The sequence below is a fragment of the Salipaludibacillus neizhouensis genome (genome assembly GCF_002886185.1).
In the GTDB taxonomy this organism is placed as follows: domain Bacteria; phylum Bacillota; class Bacilli; order Bacillales; family Salisediminibacteriaceae; genus Salipaludibacillus; species Salipaludibacillus neizhouensis.
The window spans coordinates 3,175,224-3,191,077 of sequence record NZ_KZ614146.1; the positions used below are offsets into that span (position 1 = coordinate 3,175,224).

General features: G+C 37.9%; 14 protein-coding genes. 4 read left to right on the forward strand and 10 right to left on the reverse strand.

Annotation, left to right across the window (positions count from 1 at the left end):
• The first annotated feature begins 113 nt into the window (after positions 1-113).
• From CEF18_RS14950 to CEF18_RS14960, 3 genes are all read left to right on the forward strand, one after another.
• Positions 114-1,166 (forward strand): ArsR/SmtB family transcription factor, encoded by a 1,053-nt coding sequence (locus tag CEF18_RS14950; RefSeq protein ID WP_110937195.1) that lies wholly within the window; start codon positions 114-116, stop codon positions 1,164-1,166.
• A gap of 13 nt (positions 1,167-1,179) precedes the next feature.
• Positions 1,180-2,403 (forward strand): MFS transporter, encoded by a 1,224-nt coding sequence (locus CEF18_RS14955; RefSeq protein ID WP_110937196.1) that lies wholly within the window; start codon positions 1,180-1,182, stop codon positions 2,401-2,403.
• A gap of 483 nt (positions 2,404-2,886) precedes the next feature.
• On the forward strand, positions 2,887-3,714 hold the full coding sequence (locus CEF18_RS14960; protein WP_110937197.1) for a hypothetical protein: 828 nt from the start codon (positions 2,887-2,889) through the stop codon (positions 3,712-3,714).
• 922 nt (positions 3,715-4,636) lie between these two features.
• Here the strand turns inward: CEF18_RS14960 and proC are convergent.
• From proC to CEF18_RS15005, 10 genes are all read right to left on the reverse strand, one after another.
• A complete protein-coding gene (gene proC, locus CEF18_RS14965; protein ID WP_110937198.1) occupies positions 4,637-5,476 on the reverse strand; it encodes a pyrroline-5-carboxylate reductase in 840 nt (279 codons plus the stop codon).
• Between the two features lie 291 nt (positions 5,477-5,767).
• Positions 5,768-6,358: a hypothetical protein gene (locus tag CEF18_RS14970; protein ID WP_110937199.1), complete on the reverse strand. Its 591-nt coding sequence runs from the start codon at positions 6,356-6,358 to the stop codon at positions 5,768-5,770.
• The gene (locus CEF18_RS14975) at positions 6,355-6,993 is read right to left on the reverse strand and encodes an SCO family protein (RefSeq protein WP_110937200.1); all 639 of its coding nucleotides are present in this window, start codon (positions 6,991-6,993) and stop codon (positions 6,355-6,357) included. The genes CEF18_RS14970 and CEF18_RS14975 overlap by 4 nt, the downstream gene beginning before the upstream one ends.
• Positions 6,994-7,553: 560 nt before the next feature.
• On the reverse strand, positions 7,554-9,233 hold the full coding sequence (locus tag CEF18_RS14980; RefSeq protein WP_110937201.1) for a cbb3-type cytochrome c oxidase subunit I: 1,680 nt from the start codon (positions 9,231-9,233) through the stop codon (positions 7,554-7,556).
• A gap of 16 nt (positions 9,234-9,249) precedes the next feature.
• Positions 9,250-9,717 carry a cytochrome c oxidase subunit II gene (locus CEF18_RS14985; protein WP_110937202.1) on the reverse strand — a complete coding sequence of 156 codons (468 nt, stop codon included), beginning with the start codon at positions 9,715-9,717 and terminating at the stop codon, positions 9,250-9,252.
• A gap of 11 nt (positions 9,718-9,728) precedes the next feature.
• On the reverse strand, positions 9,729-9,875 hold the full coding sequence (locus CEF18_RS25990) for a hypothetical protein (RefSeq protein ID WP_183041081.1): 147 nt from the start codon (positions 9,873-9,875) through the stop codon (positions 9,729-9,731).
• 883 nt (positions 9,876-10,758) lie between these two features.
• The gene (cyoE, locus tag CEF18_RS14990; RefSeq protein WP_223292320.1) at positions 10,759-11,700 is read right to left on the reverse strand and encodes a heme o synthase; all 942 of its coding nucleotides are present in this window, start codon (positions 11,698-11,700) and stop codon (positions 10,759-10,761) included.
• Positions 11,701-11,803: 103 nt separating this feature from the next.
• Positions 11,804-12,388: a nitroreductase family protein gene (locus CEF18_RS14995; RefSeq protein WP_110937203.1), complete on the reverse strand. Its 585-nt coding sequence runs from the start codon at positions 12,386-12,388 to the stop codon at positions 11,804-11,806.
• A 19-nt stretch (positions 12,389-12,407) separates the two neighbouring features.
• Positions 12,408-13,421 (reverse strand): FecCD family ABC transporter permease, encoded by a 1,014-nt coding sequence (locus CEF18_RS15000; RefSeq protein WP_407690420.1) that lies wholly within the window; start codon positions 13,419-13,421, stop codon positions 12,408-12,410.
• A 5-nt stretch (positions 13,422-13,426) separates the two neighbouring features.
• Entirely contained in the window at positions 13,427-14,410 is a 984-nt protein-coding gene (locus tag CEF18_RS15005) for a FecCD family ABC transporter permease (protein WP_223292381.1), read from the reverse strand.
• A 352-nt stretch (positions 14,411-14,762) separates the two neighbouring features.
• On the opposite strand from CEF18_RS15005, the gene CEF18_RS15010 reads away from it, so the two are divergent.
• Positions 14,763-15,767, forward strand: coding sequence for an ABC transporter substrate-binding protein (locus CEF18_RS15010; protein ID WP_110937206.1), 1,005 nt, complete (start codon positions 14,763-14,765; stop codon positions 15,765-15,767).
• Positions 15,768-15,854 lie beyond the last annotated feature (87 nt).

Genomic DNA, 15,854 nt, shown 5'->3' on the forward strand with positions numbered 1-15,854 from the left:
ACAATTGACTTCGTTTTTAATACAAAATATTTCGAATAATTCATTCTAAATATATTGAATAATTTATTCTAATATTATAGAATAAGATTACAAAATAGAAATGAGGTCTAAAAATGGATGTTTTTAATATTACAAGTAGAAAAAGAGAGACCTACAAAGTTCAATTTGAATACTCTCTTTTATGGGAATGTGCATTAGGAATTGCAGCTATTACGAATACGCCTTTAATCAAAACATTAGAAAAAACACGAATGTATTGGGAAGAACTAAAAGGTTCGATATCGGAATGTCTTTTAGAACACTTAAATTATGTTGAGGAGAAAAATACGTGGAAATCATTGTTGCAATTACTCCATCAAAAGAAATTTAATGATATAAAAGAATTTACTGCCTACATACAGGAACTTCCACCCAACGATATGAGATATATTTGTCTCCCTTACATCGGGAAGGACAACAATGAATTAAGAGAAAGTGCATCTATGGGTGAAAAATCAGCAATAAAAAAAATGTTAAAGATAACAAAAGATAATCAATTTTTTCCAGATTACATCGAATTTATTTGTAACGTCGACATGGAAAAACTTAAAGAGCACCTTGTTAAGGTTATGAATGGATGGCATGAAGAAGTTATAAAAAATGATGAGGATGCAGAAGGACTATTATCTATCTTGAAGACAGATTATGAATCAAAAATAGAAATGTCTAAATCGATGACACCAGAGGAGCTAGTAGAATGGGCAACAGGTGGCATTGTCTATATGCCAGAACCAAGTGTAATAAATGTATTATTAATTCCCCAATATATCTATCGTCCATGGAATATAGAGGGGGATATAGAGGGAACAAAAGTATTTTATTATCCAATAGCAAACGAAAGTGTTTCTCCCAATGACCCATATACACCAAATAATTCGCTTGTTCTAAAACATAAAGCACTTGGGGATGAAGTAAGGCTTCGAATAGTAAAAATGTTATACGAAAAAGAACTGTCATTAAAAGAAGTTACAAATCAGTTGAAATTAGGAAAGACAACGGTTCATCATCACCTTAAGATTCTCAAGTCAGCTAGGTTAGTTGAAATGGGAAATTTAAAATACCACCTAAAAATAAATGCAATCAACTCATTATCAAAAGAAATGCAACAATATCTAAATAAACTATAAGGGAGTTTTAAGGGTGGGAGAACCAGCAATAAAATCGCGCGATAATGAAGTACCTGAATTTAAAAAGAATTACTCCGTATTCCGTTTTATCGGGGGGAACCTAATTTCATTTTGTGGTGATCAGATATATTTAATTGCCTTTCCTTTAATGGTTTTAGCCATAACAGGATCGCCCTTAATAATGGGGATTGTAGCAGCACTTGAACGATTACCTGTATTATTTCAGCCCGTTACAGGTATACTTGCAGACCGTTATAATAGGAAGCATTTATTATTATTCTGTGATTTCGCAAGATGTATCATTGTAGGATTGATTGGTGTTTTGTTCATACTTGATGCATTAGAAATCTGGGTATTATACAGTGGCGCTTTTATTGTTGGTACATTAAGTCAAATCTATAATACATCTCAATTTGCTTCTATTCCCAAATTGGTACGTAATAGCGACTTACAAGTTGTCAATTCCATTAATACTGGCTTTTTTAATACAGCAGTGTTAGTAGCACCAGGGATTGGAGGATTTATTATTAGTCTTTATAATCCAGGGTACGCTCTTTTGATCAATAGTTTTAGCTTCTTCATTGCTTTCCTTGCCATACTAAGTATAAATTTACATACCGAAATAAATGTGGAGAAAAAGAAAAGAAGCTTTTGGATAGATATTAAAGAAGGTTTTCATTTTGTAATTCAAACAAAACCTATCTTATTCACCAATTTAGCTATGCTTGCATCTGTCTTTGGTACGACACTATTCCTAACAATGCTTGTATTTCACTTAACAGATACCATGCATTTGTCAGCGGAACAAACAGGATTGCTACTATCTATTGGAGGAATTGGAGCAATAGGGGGAGCTTTAGCTACAAATTTTTTAAGAAAAAAGTATTCTTATCGTAGAATCTTATTTGGCGCTTCCTTTATTGGTGGGCTATCAATCGTGTTCTTTGGTCTAGCAAATACATACTTTTTGTTGATTATTTCTAATGCAATTGGTACTTTGGCAGCTTCCATGATGAATCCTTGTATAGTCACTATTAGGCAGACTTTAACTCCTGATCAGTTGTTAGGGCGTGTACAGGCTACAAGTAGATTTATGACCTGGATTCTGATGCCAGTGGCAGCATTATTAGCTGGTGTTCTATCAAATCAGTTTGGTACGAATTTTACAATAGTGTTAGGGGGAATTATCTCAACTGCTGCATCATTCTTTTATCTCCATCGTTCTTTAAAATATTAATAAATCTCAAGTTTTGGCATTTTTATTTATTAAGCTCTTTAAAGTTCAATGTTAATAAAATAGAACTTCCAATTTTATGGAGGTTCTATTTTATTAACATTTGCTTCTTAACTCGATTAATGCTCGTTAACATAAGAACATTCTTTTATAAAGTAGCTTTGATAGAAGCATTTTTGCTGCACAGTATTTAGTCTACTAAGCAATCGGCCAATACACAAAATAAGGGCGAAATTCTTATAAAAGAATAGCGCCTGATTGTTGAAAGTGTTCAATAATTATTAACGGTTTCTTCGTGATCTGTTCCTTTGTTTATGAAAATTGATGGGCATGCTTATCCAAACTTTTCATTCAAAATTGATTCAGTTTACCCTTAATTAACATTTACCATATATTCGCTCTACCTTGATGGTGATATTCTACAAAAAATAACAAATATTAAATTAAGAGTTCATTGAAATATTAAATAAAAAGGAGATAATCGATATGAAAAACCATCACTTGTTGGAGAACAGTTCTTGCGAAAGTGACGGCTTAGGTCAAGGTGAGCCTATTTTTATTTCAGAACCCCAGGAAATCCAATTTGTTCGGAACACAGATGAGAAGCGTATTGCCCTTTACAATTTATCATCTGTTTCCATACAAATTGCTATTGCTGTAGCCGGCGCTATTGCAGGAAGACTGGCTAACGAGGCTTTAGATAAAATATTAGGAGTAGATCATGGACAATTAAGTGGAGACGCAATTCGTTCCATTGTCAATCAGATCCGAAGTGAAATTGAAGAAGGAAGGAAAAGAGACTATGAAGATTTAGTCAGGGCTTCGAATGAAAAGTTTGAGCAATACAAAACTTCAGGGGAAGATTTTTTATTAAAAGATATTATTACGAGTAATGACAACGCATTAACTGGTCTGCGTAATTTAGGACCTGGTGCAATAGTAGCTTGGTGTTTATCCGTAAACAATGTATTGACTGCTTGGTTATTAAGAGGTGACACTCCTACAGCACAGGGAATTGCAAAAAGACAATTAGAAGAGGGGATGATTTTCCTCCATGAAGCGAGGGTTCATACATGGCAACGTGTGACACGATGTAGCTGTGAAGGTGACGTGGTGACGGGGTATAACTGTTGGTACCATATTGATGGTGAAAAAAAGAATCATAAGTATAAGAAAAAGAGTAGAGCTCAATCTAGATGTAACCATCACTCAAAAAATGCCCGACAAGGGATGATTGAGACAATGGATGCTCTCATTTTTAATAATATAGAAGGTGGTGTATTGGCAGAATGGAAAAGGCTCGCTGAATCATAATATTATTCTGTATCACCATAATTCATAATGGTGTAAACATATGGAAGATACAAAATTGGAACCCTGCAGTTTATTATGTACTGGGTGTTGTACCAACTATAAAAACAACTCTGAATATAAACTATTTTTGCTATATTAATTATGTAGGGTGTCGACGAGCGTCATTTTGTTTATCTGCGAACCCTTATCTTTCATCATTATATGATTACCGACGTAAGTACAACAAAAGGCTTTATCCCCTATTCAATAATCTGGCCCTATTGAGGAAGATTATTCTTCTTGAAAATCAATCAAATTTGTACGACGAGAATAATTATAAAATCTTTGATTCCAAAAACTATGGATTTTTTAGCTTTGAACATCCAGAAGGTATGAAGTGATAAATAGTCTGTCATTCATTAGTACATTTCATTTTCTGTAAAAAAAGCCCAAACATTAAAGAATACTTGGACTTCTCATCTCTTTCCAATGTAAGAAAGAGGGTGAAGCTATGGTCACTTTCGAGTCATCTTAATTATACTATTAATTGAACAACCCTAAATGAACAATTAAACTACCTGATACTACTGCATTCTATTTTGTTCAGTTGAGGTATACTCTATTGGAACCTATTCTAGCGAATCCAGATTATTATCACGTTGATGTATTTGCTGTAAGTTATCAATAACAACTTAAGCAATTGAATCCAAAGACCTCATAATATTGCAATTTCATTTAGAAAAAGTCATATATTCTTTAACATATGTTTCCTACCCCATCCACACAATGTAATGGGGTAATTTTTTGATAACAATAAAAAAACGACACCATTCCTCGTAAAGACGAAGAACCGCATCGTTAATAGCGTTAAGTATGGTCGAGCATAGCGGGCTCGAACCGCTGATCTCAAGGCTGCATCCTTGAAATTCGTTCTTTAGTTCACTTAGTTCACAGGTGCTTTCTCTAGCTCTTCACTTATTTCTTTCGAACGTTGCATTGCACCTTCAATTGCAGCCTTGATTGCGTCCCCGCCACCATTGTCCGCTAATGCTTGAAGTCCGGAGGCTGTCGTTCCGTTTTTGGACGTAATATTTTTCCTCAACTGTGCTGGCGTTTCTTCTCGCTCCAGCATCATTCTTGCAGCTCCTAAAATCGTTTGAGCACCAATTTCTCTTGCTTGGGAAACTTCCATTCCGTTTTCCTTAGCTATTTTCTCTACATGCTCCATCAAATAATAATAATATGCAGGACCGCTTCCCGCGATGCCAGTGAACAAATCCATTTGTTCTTCTTCAATTAGATAAACCTTACCAATTGACTGAAGCAATTTCTTTGCAAGCCTCACGTTTTTCATTGTTACGTTTTCTCCTGGCGATATCGCTGTGGCTGATTCTTGAATCATACTTGATGTATTCGGCATCACTCGAATCACCTGTTGACCAGCTTGTAGATTCTTTTCCATAAATGTTGTTGAAATACCCGCTAACACACTCATGACTACTTGATCAGGTCTAATCTGATCTTTAATAGAATCTAGAGATACTTTTGCATCTTTTGGCTTCATTGCCAAAACAATAATATCTGCTGATTCAATTTTTAATTTATCTCGCACGATTCCTTGTACGCCGTAGCGGTTGTGCAATTCAAGTAACCGTTCTTCATTACTTCGATTCGTCACTATTACTTGACGCGGCTCAAGTGTTCCTGTTTTTATAATTCCGGAAATCATTGCCTCAGCCATGTTTCCAGCACCAATAAATACAACTCTTATATCTAAACTCATTGTAAAATTCAACTCCTACATTGTCTTCCCTTTTTGTAATCCGTATTTAATCATAACACTTTACTGGATTACTTCAAGAGTTATGAGTGAGGTAATGAGCATACGAGTAAATACTTCATTTACGTGGCGATATACATGCAAAAGACTCGGTGAATCACTTTGTATCGTACGAGAGAGTCCGAGAGAACGTGAAACGATCATTACTTATAGATTGATGTATCACTTCGAGTTTTTTCAACAAAAACAAATTTTTTCACGAATATTCCAATTTAAAGGACACTTATTTAAATTCTATGCTTCTTCAAGACTTAATTCAGATGGTTCTTCATAGTCTGAAGGATCAACTAAAGTGTTATAAATCAAATAGATTACCATACATACTGCCATCGTTAAAAATCCCCATCCGAGAGTGATCTGCTCAATCAATAAGTAGTTGTTACATAACTGTTCTGGCCAGGTAATATATAACCATCCCATTGCGAAAAAGAGAATCGAGAAACAACTAATAATAACATTTTTAAAAGATGGTCTAATTTTTTGCCAGCTATCACGCAATGGGACTCCGGCCAGAAAAGGAAGGCTAATATACTTAAAGAGTTCTACACTTTGCACTGTCAGCGCCTCATCCATTAGTCTTGGAATCATCCAATACACCATAATGATCGAAAATAACAAAATGCCGGGTACTCCATTATGATTCCATCGTTTAAAGAACTGAGGTAGCCGTTGTTGAATCAAGCCTGCCATTAAAAATCCCGCTATAACTAACAATGGCATTTGCATATGCATGTGTACAATCATGATAGATTCCAATAAATTAGCAACTGGAGGGAGAGCTAAGAAGATAAGCAGGAGGAAGCCGTAAATAAATTGATTTTTCATTGCGCTCCCTCCTCATTTTCAAGAATCTCTACAACTTCATTAGCTGCTAGTTCTACATTTTTATAATCAATAATATCCAATAGATGACCTGTTTGATCGACTAAATAAAAGGCAGAATTATGCGCAAAGTCTCCATCACCATCTGGAATGACAATGACACCATACGTTTCTAATAATGCAGCTAACTCCACTTGATCATTTATTCTCGCCATTCTCCATGTTTCCCCGTCCGCACTAAAATGATTTTTATACATATCTAATGTTGCTGGATCATCCCGTTCAGGGTCAAAACTAATACTTAGAAACACGATCTCTTCCCCCATGTACTCACTTGGAATGGAGTCATAGACTCTCCCCATATTCATTTCTAACAAAGGGCATTCATCGACACATGACGTATACATAAATGTAATAAAAATATATTTACCCTCGAATTCGGAAATCGAATATGTTCGCTCATTGCTGTCTTCAAGCGTTACATTTGCAGGAAATTCGGGTTTATCATCCGTTAGTTGAATGACCCTTGCAGTTTCTGCTGTATAAGCCTTAAAACCATCGGTACCAATATAAAACAAGGCACATCCAAATAATAAAACGAGAAAAGCCGCAAATAGAGTTTGTCTGTTTCTGATCATAATGATCACTTCCTATGTTACTTATTTTCAACTAAGAAAAACGCGTAGCGTCTTTTATTAAATACAGCGTCAGCTTCCACCGCCCCCGAGTAGCAATGTTTTCTGCGACGAGTAACCGCAGGAGCACCTACCTTTTTTTCGACTTCTAATCTCCCTTATCCTTGCCTATCCTCTCGTTTTCGACCTGCTACTTTTGTAGGTGCTACACCGGTAGCAATGTTTTCTGCGACGAGTAACCGCAGGAGCACCTACCTTTTTTTTCGACTTCTAATCTCCCTTATCCTCGCCTATGCTCTCGTTTTCAACGTGCTACTTTTGTAGGTGCTACGCCGGTAGCAATGTTTTCTGCGACGAGTAACCGCAGGAGCACCTACTTCTTTTTTCGATTTCTAATCTCCCTTATCCTCGCCTATGCTCTTGTTTTCAACGTGCTACTTTTGTAGGTGCTACGCCGGTAGCAATGTTTTCTGCGACGAGTAACCTCAGGAGCACCTACCTCTTTTTACACTGAAAGAGATAGCCATCACTATATCCGACTATCTCTTTGGATTAACCGTAGATTACCAAGTTTTATATGGTGGTGATCCTGGCGGTGCATTCATAATCATTTCAACGAGAGGTATCACATACCCCATCGCAATCACTATCAGCATAATAACAATGATCACACCCCAACGCTCTGTCCAGTATGGTGTTTTCGCTGCATGATCCTCTACTTCTGCTATCGGAAACTCGGTGTCTCCTTTCGGTGCAAAAAACATGAGATGAACGACTGCATATACTTGCATTAATACACCGATCATAAGAAGCGTACCCCCGACAGCCAAGAACATTAAATATGGATCCCAGCTTAAAGCAGTAGCATTGTCACCATAAGTTGTATATGAAGTTCTCCGTGGAGAGCCTAATACACCGACCCAGTGCATCGCTCCTGACATAAAAATCATTCCTGCTGTCCAAATTAACGTAGTCGCGACACCTAGTTTATTTATGGCAGGTGTTAGAACACGTTTAGAGAGATAAGGAACTAACCAGTAACTAATACCAAAGAAGGTCAGAACGACAGTAGTTCCTACGGTTAAATGGAAATGACCTACAACCCACATGGTATTATGAACAACTTGATTTAACTGGTTTGTGCTTTGAACAATTCCCCCTGCGCCACCCGGAATAAAGGCGATCATCGCGATCATGGGTGCTAGAAATCGAACATCACCCCATGGCAATTTTTTAAACCAACTGAATAGTCCTTTTCCTCCTCGTTTTCTCGCCGTCTTTTCAAACACAGAGAACATAGCGTAGGCAGTCATTAAAGAAGGAAATCCAATTGCCAGACTCATAAATACATGTAAAAACTTTACAGATTCCGCGATTCCCGGGTCAATGATTTGATGGTGAAACCCACCAGGAATGTTTAAAATAACGAGTAGAATAATTACGACACGAGTTAATGTATCACTGAAACGTCTTCCCCCGATTAATTTTGGTACGACCACATACCATGCAGACACTGCGGTTAAATACCAGATATTTACTAGCGTATGACCAAACGCCCAAAACAACGTTCTTGAAACCATGACATTGATTGTCTCTACCCAACCGTGCGCCCAAGGTATAATAACCAGAACTTCAATCGTTACTGGGATACTTCCGAAAAATAATAGAACAAATACCCCGGTAGCAAAGAAAGATAGAATTGGCACGTGTTTCCCTTTATTATTCTTTCGCCAATTAGCCACTTGAATAAAGGCTCCAAAAGCACACATCCACACTCCTAAGACGATAAATACTAATCCATAGTAGAATATAGGTGAGGCTGCCATTGGCGGATAAAAGGTATACATGACAGATGCTTCATTTAATATAACCGAAATAACGGCCAATACAAATCCAACTAATTTCATCCCGAAACCGATCCATGCCATCTTCCTGACTTTCGGCAATAACCCACCTAAATTGTGTGAAAGCACCGCATAGAAATATCCGACTGTGAAGAAAGCTGTTAAAACAAGGACTAATAGTAATCCATGTGCCGTTAAAACTTGGTAATAATTCAACCAAGAAGGTAATTCTAAAAGACCTGCCCGATTGAGCCCTTGTAATAACCCTAAAACACCACCTAACAGTAATGCTGCAAATGCTACAAATAGATATGATTTCGTTAATCTTGCATCCTCCGGTGTGATGCCTAGCACCTTATTTGTTTTTTCTTTAAACGATTGATTTACTGCTGTTCCCATTTCTTCCACCCCCTCTTTATTTCACCGTAATTGTTGTAGCCATATGTTGGTGACCAGCTCCACAATATTCATTACATAACACTAAATATTCACCCGGTTCATCAAACTTCTGTGATATTTTTTGAATATGTCCTGGCATAACCATCGCATTTAAATTTGTGCCTGCCACTTGGAATCCATGAGTGACATCTTTTGAAGTCATCGTGAAGTGTACTGTTGACCCCGCCGGTACCTCAATTTCGCCAGGATTAAAACTAAAAATTTCCAGTGTCATCACCACTTCATACTCGTTCTCCCCAATCTCATACACACCTGGATTATCAAAAGGGGCGGTTACATCTACTTTCTGTGGATCAATGGTTTCCATGTTGCTCGGTGGTCCCATTCCTAACACAAACGTTTGATATCCAGTAAAAGCCATGAAGCCCATGATCATCCCGAAACTAATGATGAGCCATATTTTTTCATCAAGATGCATTTTCATCTCTATCCCCCCTATAATCTAGCAAAGTAAACCGAAAACATGAGTATAAATGTGGCAAAAATGACTATGCCTAGAATTCCTAAGGAAAACCAAGTACCTATCTGTGGTCCGTGGTCATCCACTACTTTTTCTTCGTGCTTCACCTTTGGATCGCCCATTAAAATCAGCCTCCTTGTTCTTTTCGTACTTTCATCTTAATTGATAACGATTCTCGGAGAAGTGAGTTGAATCACCTCCTCGAAACTAAATATGACGAATATTTGAACAAAGATGAGAACGTAACCGTTGAGTTTTAGAACACTAAGTATCTTTTTATATTTTGTTACTTGCTTATCATTGAAGGTTGTTTGGAAAAATTACCGCTCGTTTTCGACCTGCTACTTTTGTAGGTGCTACGGCGGTAGCACCTACCTCTTTTTTCGACTTCTAATCTCCCTCATACTCGCCTATGATCTCGTTTTCAACGTGCTACTTTTGTAGGTGCTACGGCAGTAGCACCTACCTCTTTTTTCAACCTCTAAACTCCCTTATACTCGCTTATGCTCTCGTTTTCTACGTGCTACTTTTGTAGGTGCTACGGCGGTAGCACCTACCTCTTTTTTCAACTTTTAAACTCCCTTATACTCGCCTATGCTCTCGTTTTCTACGTGATACATTTGTAGGTGCTACAACGGTAGCACCTACCCCTTTTCTCGATTTCTAACTCCCTCATCCTCGCCTATGCTCTTGTTTTCAACGTGCTACTTTTGTAGGTGCTACGACGGTACAGGAAGACACGTTTTCCCGTGGTGGCTGAAGTTTTTTAGAAAAACGCGTAGCGTCTTTTATTAAATACAGCGTTAGCTTCCGCCGCCCCGAGTAGCACCTACGAAGTGTGTGTAGGTGCTACTCGAAAGGAGGGTGGTTTTCCCTTGATACTTGCGGCGAGAAGGTAGCTGCTAAATTTATATATTCTTACAAAAAAAACTGGCACAAAGTTCACAATGTGATTGCGAACTTTGGACCAGTTTGTCCATCCTATAATAGAACAGTATATTACAACTAATGAAAGACAGGAAAAGTGACGACTACCATCATCACAAATAAAACAGTTACATAACCAACAGAATAAATAAATTGAACACGAGCCCATGAGAAATCATTTTTTGTAAAGAAGCCATAGATACTCAAACCTAACCAGCCGAGGTTAAGCAATGTTGCAAAGCCTACAAAAAAGGTTCCCAGCGATGTAAGATAAAAAGGAAACGGAATTAGACAGGCTACATAAAACAATATGTGCCACTTAGTCACTTGAAAACCGCGGACAACAGGAAGCATAGCTACCTTTGCATCACGATACTCATCTCTTTTTCTCATTGCAATCGCAAAAGTATGCGGCATTTGAAAAATAAAAAGGATAAGGCACAATACAATAGGAACAACGTGAGAAGCCGGCTCAAGCACCGCCCATCCAATTAGTGGAGTAACTGCCCCGGAAACACTTCCAATCAACGTATTCCATGTATATCTTCGTTTCGTCCATATTGTATACAGAAATACGTAGGTAAACCATCCAATAGCAGCGTAAAGGGTAGCTTCTAAAGTTGTAAATATCAATAGGATAAAACCAACCAACGTAAAAAGAATTCCCATCGTTAAAACTGTCCTCAGAGAAATATGTCCTGTTACAGTCGGCCGATTCATTGTTCTATTCATCACGCTATCGATATCAACATCATACCAATTATTAATGATAAGCGCTCCAGCGACGATAAATGTACTACCTATTAATACCTGAAAAAACAGTAGCCAATGATCTGAAAAAGAGGCGTCTGAAAAATATAACGCTAACCAGAAACCGGTAAAAACCGGCAATATATTAGCAAGTAAAACTTTCAGTTTAAATAGTTCTTTCAGATCATTGAGCAGACTGGTTTTTCCTTCATTAATTGAAGGCATTTTTCCCTCCTTTTGTAAAAAAGTGGTTTTATCTTTATTTTTCATTAAATTTCCTCCAAAACAAAAATATAGAAGCAATTAATGATTAATTAATTACTCCTATATAATATATCATTTCTTGATGAAAATAGTCGCTTCGAGATATTCATTAAGATGATTGAGAGACGATGGTTAGTTTTTCTTCAACCCTTGTCCTTGGTCTCGCTTCAGGGATTTTATTAATATAACCGATATGCAGCACTCCAACGATTTTCTCGTCATCCTTTATGCCAACCGCCTGAAGAAACTCCTGCTTTTTATTATACCTATTTGTTTTCCAAACGACTCCCAGATCATTTTCCCATGCTAACAATTGAAAATTTTGAATGAGAGCCGAGGTTGCTGAAAAATCTTCTTCCCATTGTTTTTCCCTGGGGTCTTCTTTCATAATAATAACCAAATGAATTGGTACATTTCGGAAATAGTCATCTTTCTTATTCCCATATTTTTCTCTGTCTTCACTGGATGTCGCATCTTTTACCGCTTCGACAAACCTGTCCTTCCCTGTACCGTGAAATAAAAGAAATCTCCACGGTTCTCTCAAGCCGTGATTCGGTGCCCACACTGCATCATTTAGAATATCCACGATTAAATCAACAGATACTGGATCTGGTTTCAAGTCTCTTATTGTTCGGCGTTCCCTGATAATTTTAGCGATACCTTCTTTTTGATATGGTTTTGGCTTTTTTATCATTCCGTCAACTCCTTTATAATTAGTTAACCTTTATCAACAAGTAAATAAAGTACGGTGCACCTAGAGCTGAAACAACAAGTCCTACTGGTATTTCTGAAGGGGCTAGCAGGTTCCGGCCAATCATATCAGCAACTAGCAACAACAATGCTCCTATTAATGCTGTTGCGGGCAGCAGCACTTGATGTTTAGATCCGACAAGCCTTCTCGCTAAATGAGGGGCAACCAATCCTAGAAATGAGATACCTCCTCCAACTGCTACACATGCTCCTGCTAAACCAACGGAAGTTAATAATAAGATTCTTCTTTCTTTTTCTACAGCAACTCCCAATCCTGTTGCCATCTCATCACCCAGATTGAGGACATTTAAAGACGATGCCTTGTACATCGTAAAAGGGATGAGTATTAGAATCCATGGTAATACTGTTAAAACAAATTTCCAATTCGCTCCCCAAATACTTCCGGAAAGCCAGACTGTCGCTTGCATGAAATCGTTTGGATTCATTTTCAACTGGAAGATGATCAATCCTGCACCGAATGCTGCATTTATCCCAATTCCTACTAAAATTAATCTAGTCGGGGTCACGCCACCCTTCCAAGCAAGAGTATAGATAAGAAAAGCGGCAAAGACTCCACCAATTAATGCGAAAATTGGCATCATAAAGATAGACAGCGTTCCAAGGGAAGTCATTGAGCCTTGAAAAAAGAATATAAAGATTACGACAGCAAGTCCTGCCCCGGCATTGATCCCTAAAATTCCTGGATCAGCCAAACCATTTTGTGAAACACCTTGTAGAATTGCCCCGGAAATTCCTAATCCCGCTCCTATTAATAAGGCAATCACCATACGTGGTAAGCGAAAATCAAATAGTACTAGTTTATTTTCAGATGTGCCACTGCCAAACAAAGTCTGAATAACTTCTAATGGAGCAATCTTTATGTGCCCTAAATTCAAACTTAGAAAGAAAGTGATTAAAATAAAGATAAATAATATTGCCATCACTATAAATTGATTCCTGTATGTATTTTTTATCATTTCCATTAAAAGCCCTTCCCTTCTCTTCTAGCAAGATAGAGGAAAAATGGAACCCCGATCATGGCTGTGATCGCACCCACTGGCGTTTCAAAAGGAGGATTGATCATTCTCGCTCCTAAGTCAGCTAGAACAAGCAACAATGCTCCCAGAACAGCTGCACATGGAATAATCCACCGGTAATCAACTCCAACCAGAAATCTAGTAATATGAGGAATCACAAGACCAATAAAACCTATCGTGCCGGCTACAGCAACGGCTGCGCCTGTTAAAAGTAAAACGACTATCGTGCCGACTATTTTTACATGGGCCGTTCGTTGCCCTAATCCTTTCGCCATATCGTCCCCTAAACTGAGAACAGTAATCGAAGGAGCGACTAGCAAGGCCAAAATCAAACCTATAATTGCAACTGGAATTAATATCTGAATCATGACCCACCGCGTCCCAGCTACACCGCCAGCGTACCAAAACGTAATATCCTGAGCGACGTTAAAATGAATCGCAATTGCTGTCGAGACCGATTGAAGTAAAGCTGTAACCGCAACCCCAGCAAGTGCTAACTTAACGGGTGTTAATCCTCCTTTGGAAAAGCTCCCAATCGTAAAAACAAGCCCGACTCCTAATCCCGCTCCTACAAACGACCAAATCATTAACCCTATGTATGAGGTCCCTGGAAAAAAAGCAAACGCAATAGCGATCATGAAAGCCGATCCCGCTGTAACCCCCATGATTGAAGGGGAAGCAAGTGGATTTCTAGTCATTCCTTGCATAATTGCTCCGGAAACTGCTAAGAAAGCTCCGACTAATGCAGCAGCAATCACTCGTGGCATTCGTAATTCCTGGATAATTTGATGAGAGGTTAAATTAGGGTCAAATTCAAAGACACCCGTCCATACTGTTTTAAGATTAATATCAGCAGCTCCAAATGAAATCGAAAGGGCTCCCGTTAAAAGAAGGACTATCAATCCAACAAATAAAATTATTGTTGCCATTACTGGACGTGAGGTTAATTTTTCACTTGTAGACTCTTGCTCATTCCATACCATATTTTTCATTCCTTTACTTCAGCCAGAATTAAAAATGGCTATACATTCATTAAATACTGATCTTTATTTTCTCAAATTAGTCTATGAAATGAAAGCGTCTCTCTCTTCTTGTGAGAATGATTATCATTATACACCAAATTACTCTCTACTACATGGATTATTGTGAGAATTCACTTTGATTTTCATCCTATTGATAGACTATTCGGCAAACGGGAAAAAAACTCTTGCTATCGATAATGATAATCGTTATCATTATTTGAGTAAAGTACTTATCTATCCATTAGGAGGAATACTATCAATGAATAAACGTATACTTGGTTTTAGTATATTAGCACTCTCTTTAACGCTTGTAGGGTGTGGAGAAAATAATGAAGCTAGTCCCAACAGTGAGGAAAATGCTGAAGAGACTGTTGATGAAACTACTGAAAATACAGAAGCAGCTGAAACTTCCGAAACTAGCACAGAAACAACATTAACCGATTCACTTGGAAATGAAGTTGTCATTCCGGCAAATCCAGAGCGAATTATCGCATCTTACTTAGAAGATTATTTGGTAGCACTTGGAGTTTCTCCAGTAGCGCAATGGTCAATTTCAGATGGTGCAGGGATTCAAGACTATTTACAGGAAGATTTACAAGACATACCTACGATTCCGTTCGACCTTCCTTTTGAAGCCGTTACTAGTTTTTCTCCAGATTTACTATTAGTCGGCTCAGCTGAAACTGTTGGTGACGGAAAATACGATCAATATTCAAAGATTGCACCGACTTATGTTGTTGGTACAGAAGACAGTGAAAATTGGCGCGAAGACTTGGTAGAAATTGCAAAAGTTTTAAATCTTAACGATGAAGCAGATCAAATATTGGAAGATTATGATGCAAAAGCAGAAGAATCCCAGGATATAATCAAGGATTCTATTGGAGAAGATTCTGTTGCTGCGGTCTGGCTTACTGGTGGTCAGCTCTTTATAGTTAGCGAAACGGCATCCAGTGGCGCTGTTATGTATGGAGATTTAGGTCTCGCTTCCCCAGACGTTGTTAAGGAAATTTCTGAATCTGCTACCAGTGACTGGTCACCTATCTCTTTAGAAGAAGTAGCTGAGCTGGATACAGAACATCTCTTTTTAATTAGCAGTGAATTAGATGATAGCATAGAACTACTGGAAGATCCTTTGTGGCAAAATATTCCTGCCGTAAAAAATGATCAAGTCTATGAATACGAGTCAACTACAAGCTGGTTATACAATGGACCTGTTGCAAATGATCAAATTATCGATGATGTACTTGAAAGTTTAGTAGAGTAACGTCAACCTATAAGCTAGTGTCCACCTGTTCTAAGTAGAACTTGGTGGACACTTTTTTTGTAAAGAGAATATAGATTGAACCGTGGC

Coding starts and splice junctions, on each gene's coding strand:
- CEF18_RS14950 (WP_110937195.1), top strand. CDS start 114: ATGGATGTTTTTAATATTACAAGTAGAAAAAGAGAGACCTACAAAGTT.
- CEF18_RS14960 (WP_110937197.1), top strand. CDS start 2,887: ATGAAAAACCATCACTTGTTGGAGAACAGTTCTTGCGAAAGTGACGGC.
- proC (WP_110937198.1), bottom strand. CDS start 5,476: ATGAGTTTAGATATAAGAGTTGTATTTATTGGTGCTGGAAACATGGCT.
- CEF18_RS14970 (WP_110937199.1), bottom strand. CDS start 6,358: ATGAAAAATCAATTTATTTACGGCTTCCTCCTGCTTATCTTCTTAGCT.
- CEF18_RS14975 (WP_110937200.1), bottom strand. CDS start 6,993: ATGATCAGAAACAGACAAACTCTATTTGCGGCTTTTCTCGTTTTATTA.
- CEF18_RS14980 (WP_110937201.1), bottom strand. CDS start 9,233: ATGGGAACAGCAGTAAATCAATCGTTTAAAGAAAAAACAAATAAGGTG.
- CEF18_RS14985 (WP_110937202.1), bottom strand. CDS start 9,717: ATGAAAATGCATCTTGATGAAAAAATATGGCTCATCATTAGTTTCGGG.
- CEF18_RS25990 (WP_183041081.1), bottom strand. CDS start 9,875: ATGGGCGATCCAAAGGTGAAGCACGAAGAAAAAGTAGTGGATGACCAC.
- cyoE (WP_223292320.1), bottom strand. CDS start 11,700: ATGAAAAATAAAGATAAAACCACTTTTTTACAAAAGGAGGGAAAAATG.
- CEF18_RS14995 (WP_110937203.1), bottom strand. CDS start 12,388: ATGATAAAAAAGCCAAAACCATATCAAAAAGAAGGTATCGCTAAAATT.
- CEF18_RS15000 (WP_407690420.1), bottom strand. CDS start 13,421: ATGATAAAAAATACATACAGGAATCAATTTATAGTGATGGCAATATTA.
- CEF18_RS15005 (WP_223292381.1), bottom strand. CDS start 14,410: ATGGCAACAATAATTTTATTTGTTGGATTGATAGTCCTTCTTTTAACG.
- CEF18_RS15010 (WP_110937206.1), top strand. CDS start 14,763: ATGAATAAACGTATACTTGGTTTTAGTATATTAGCACTCTCTTTAACG.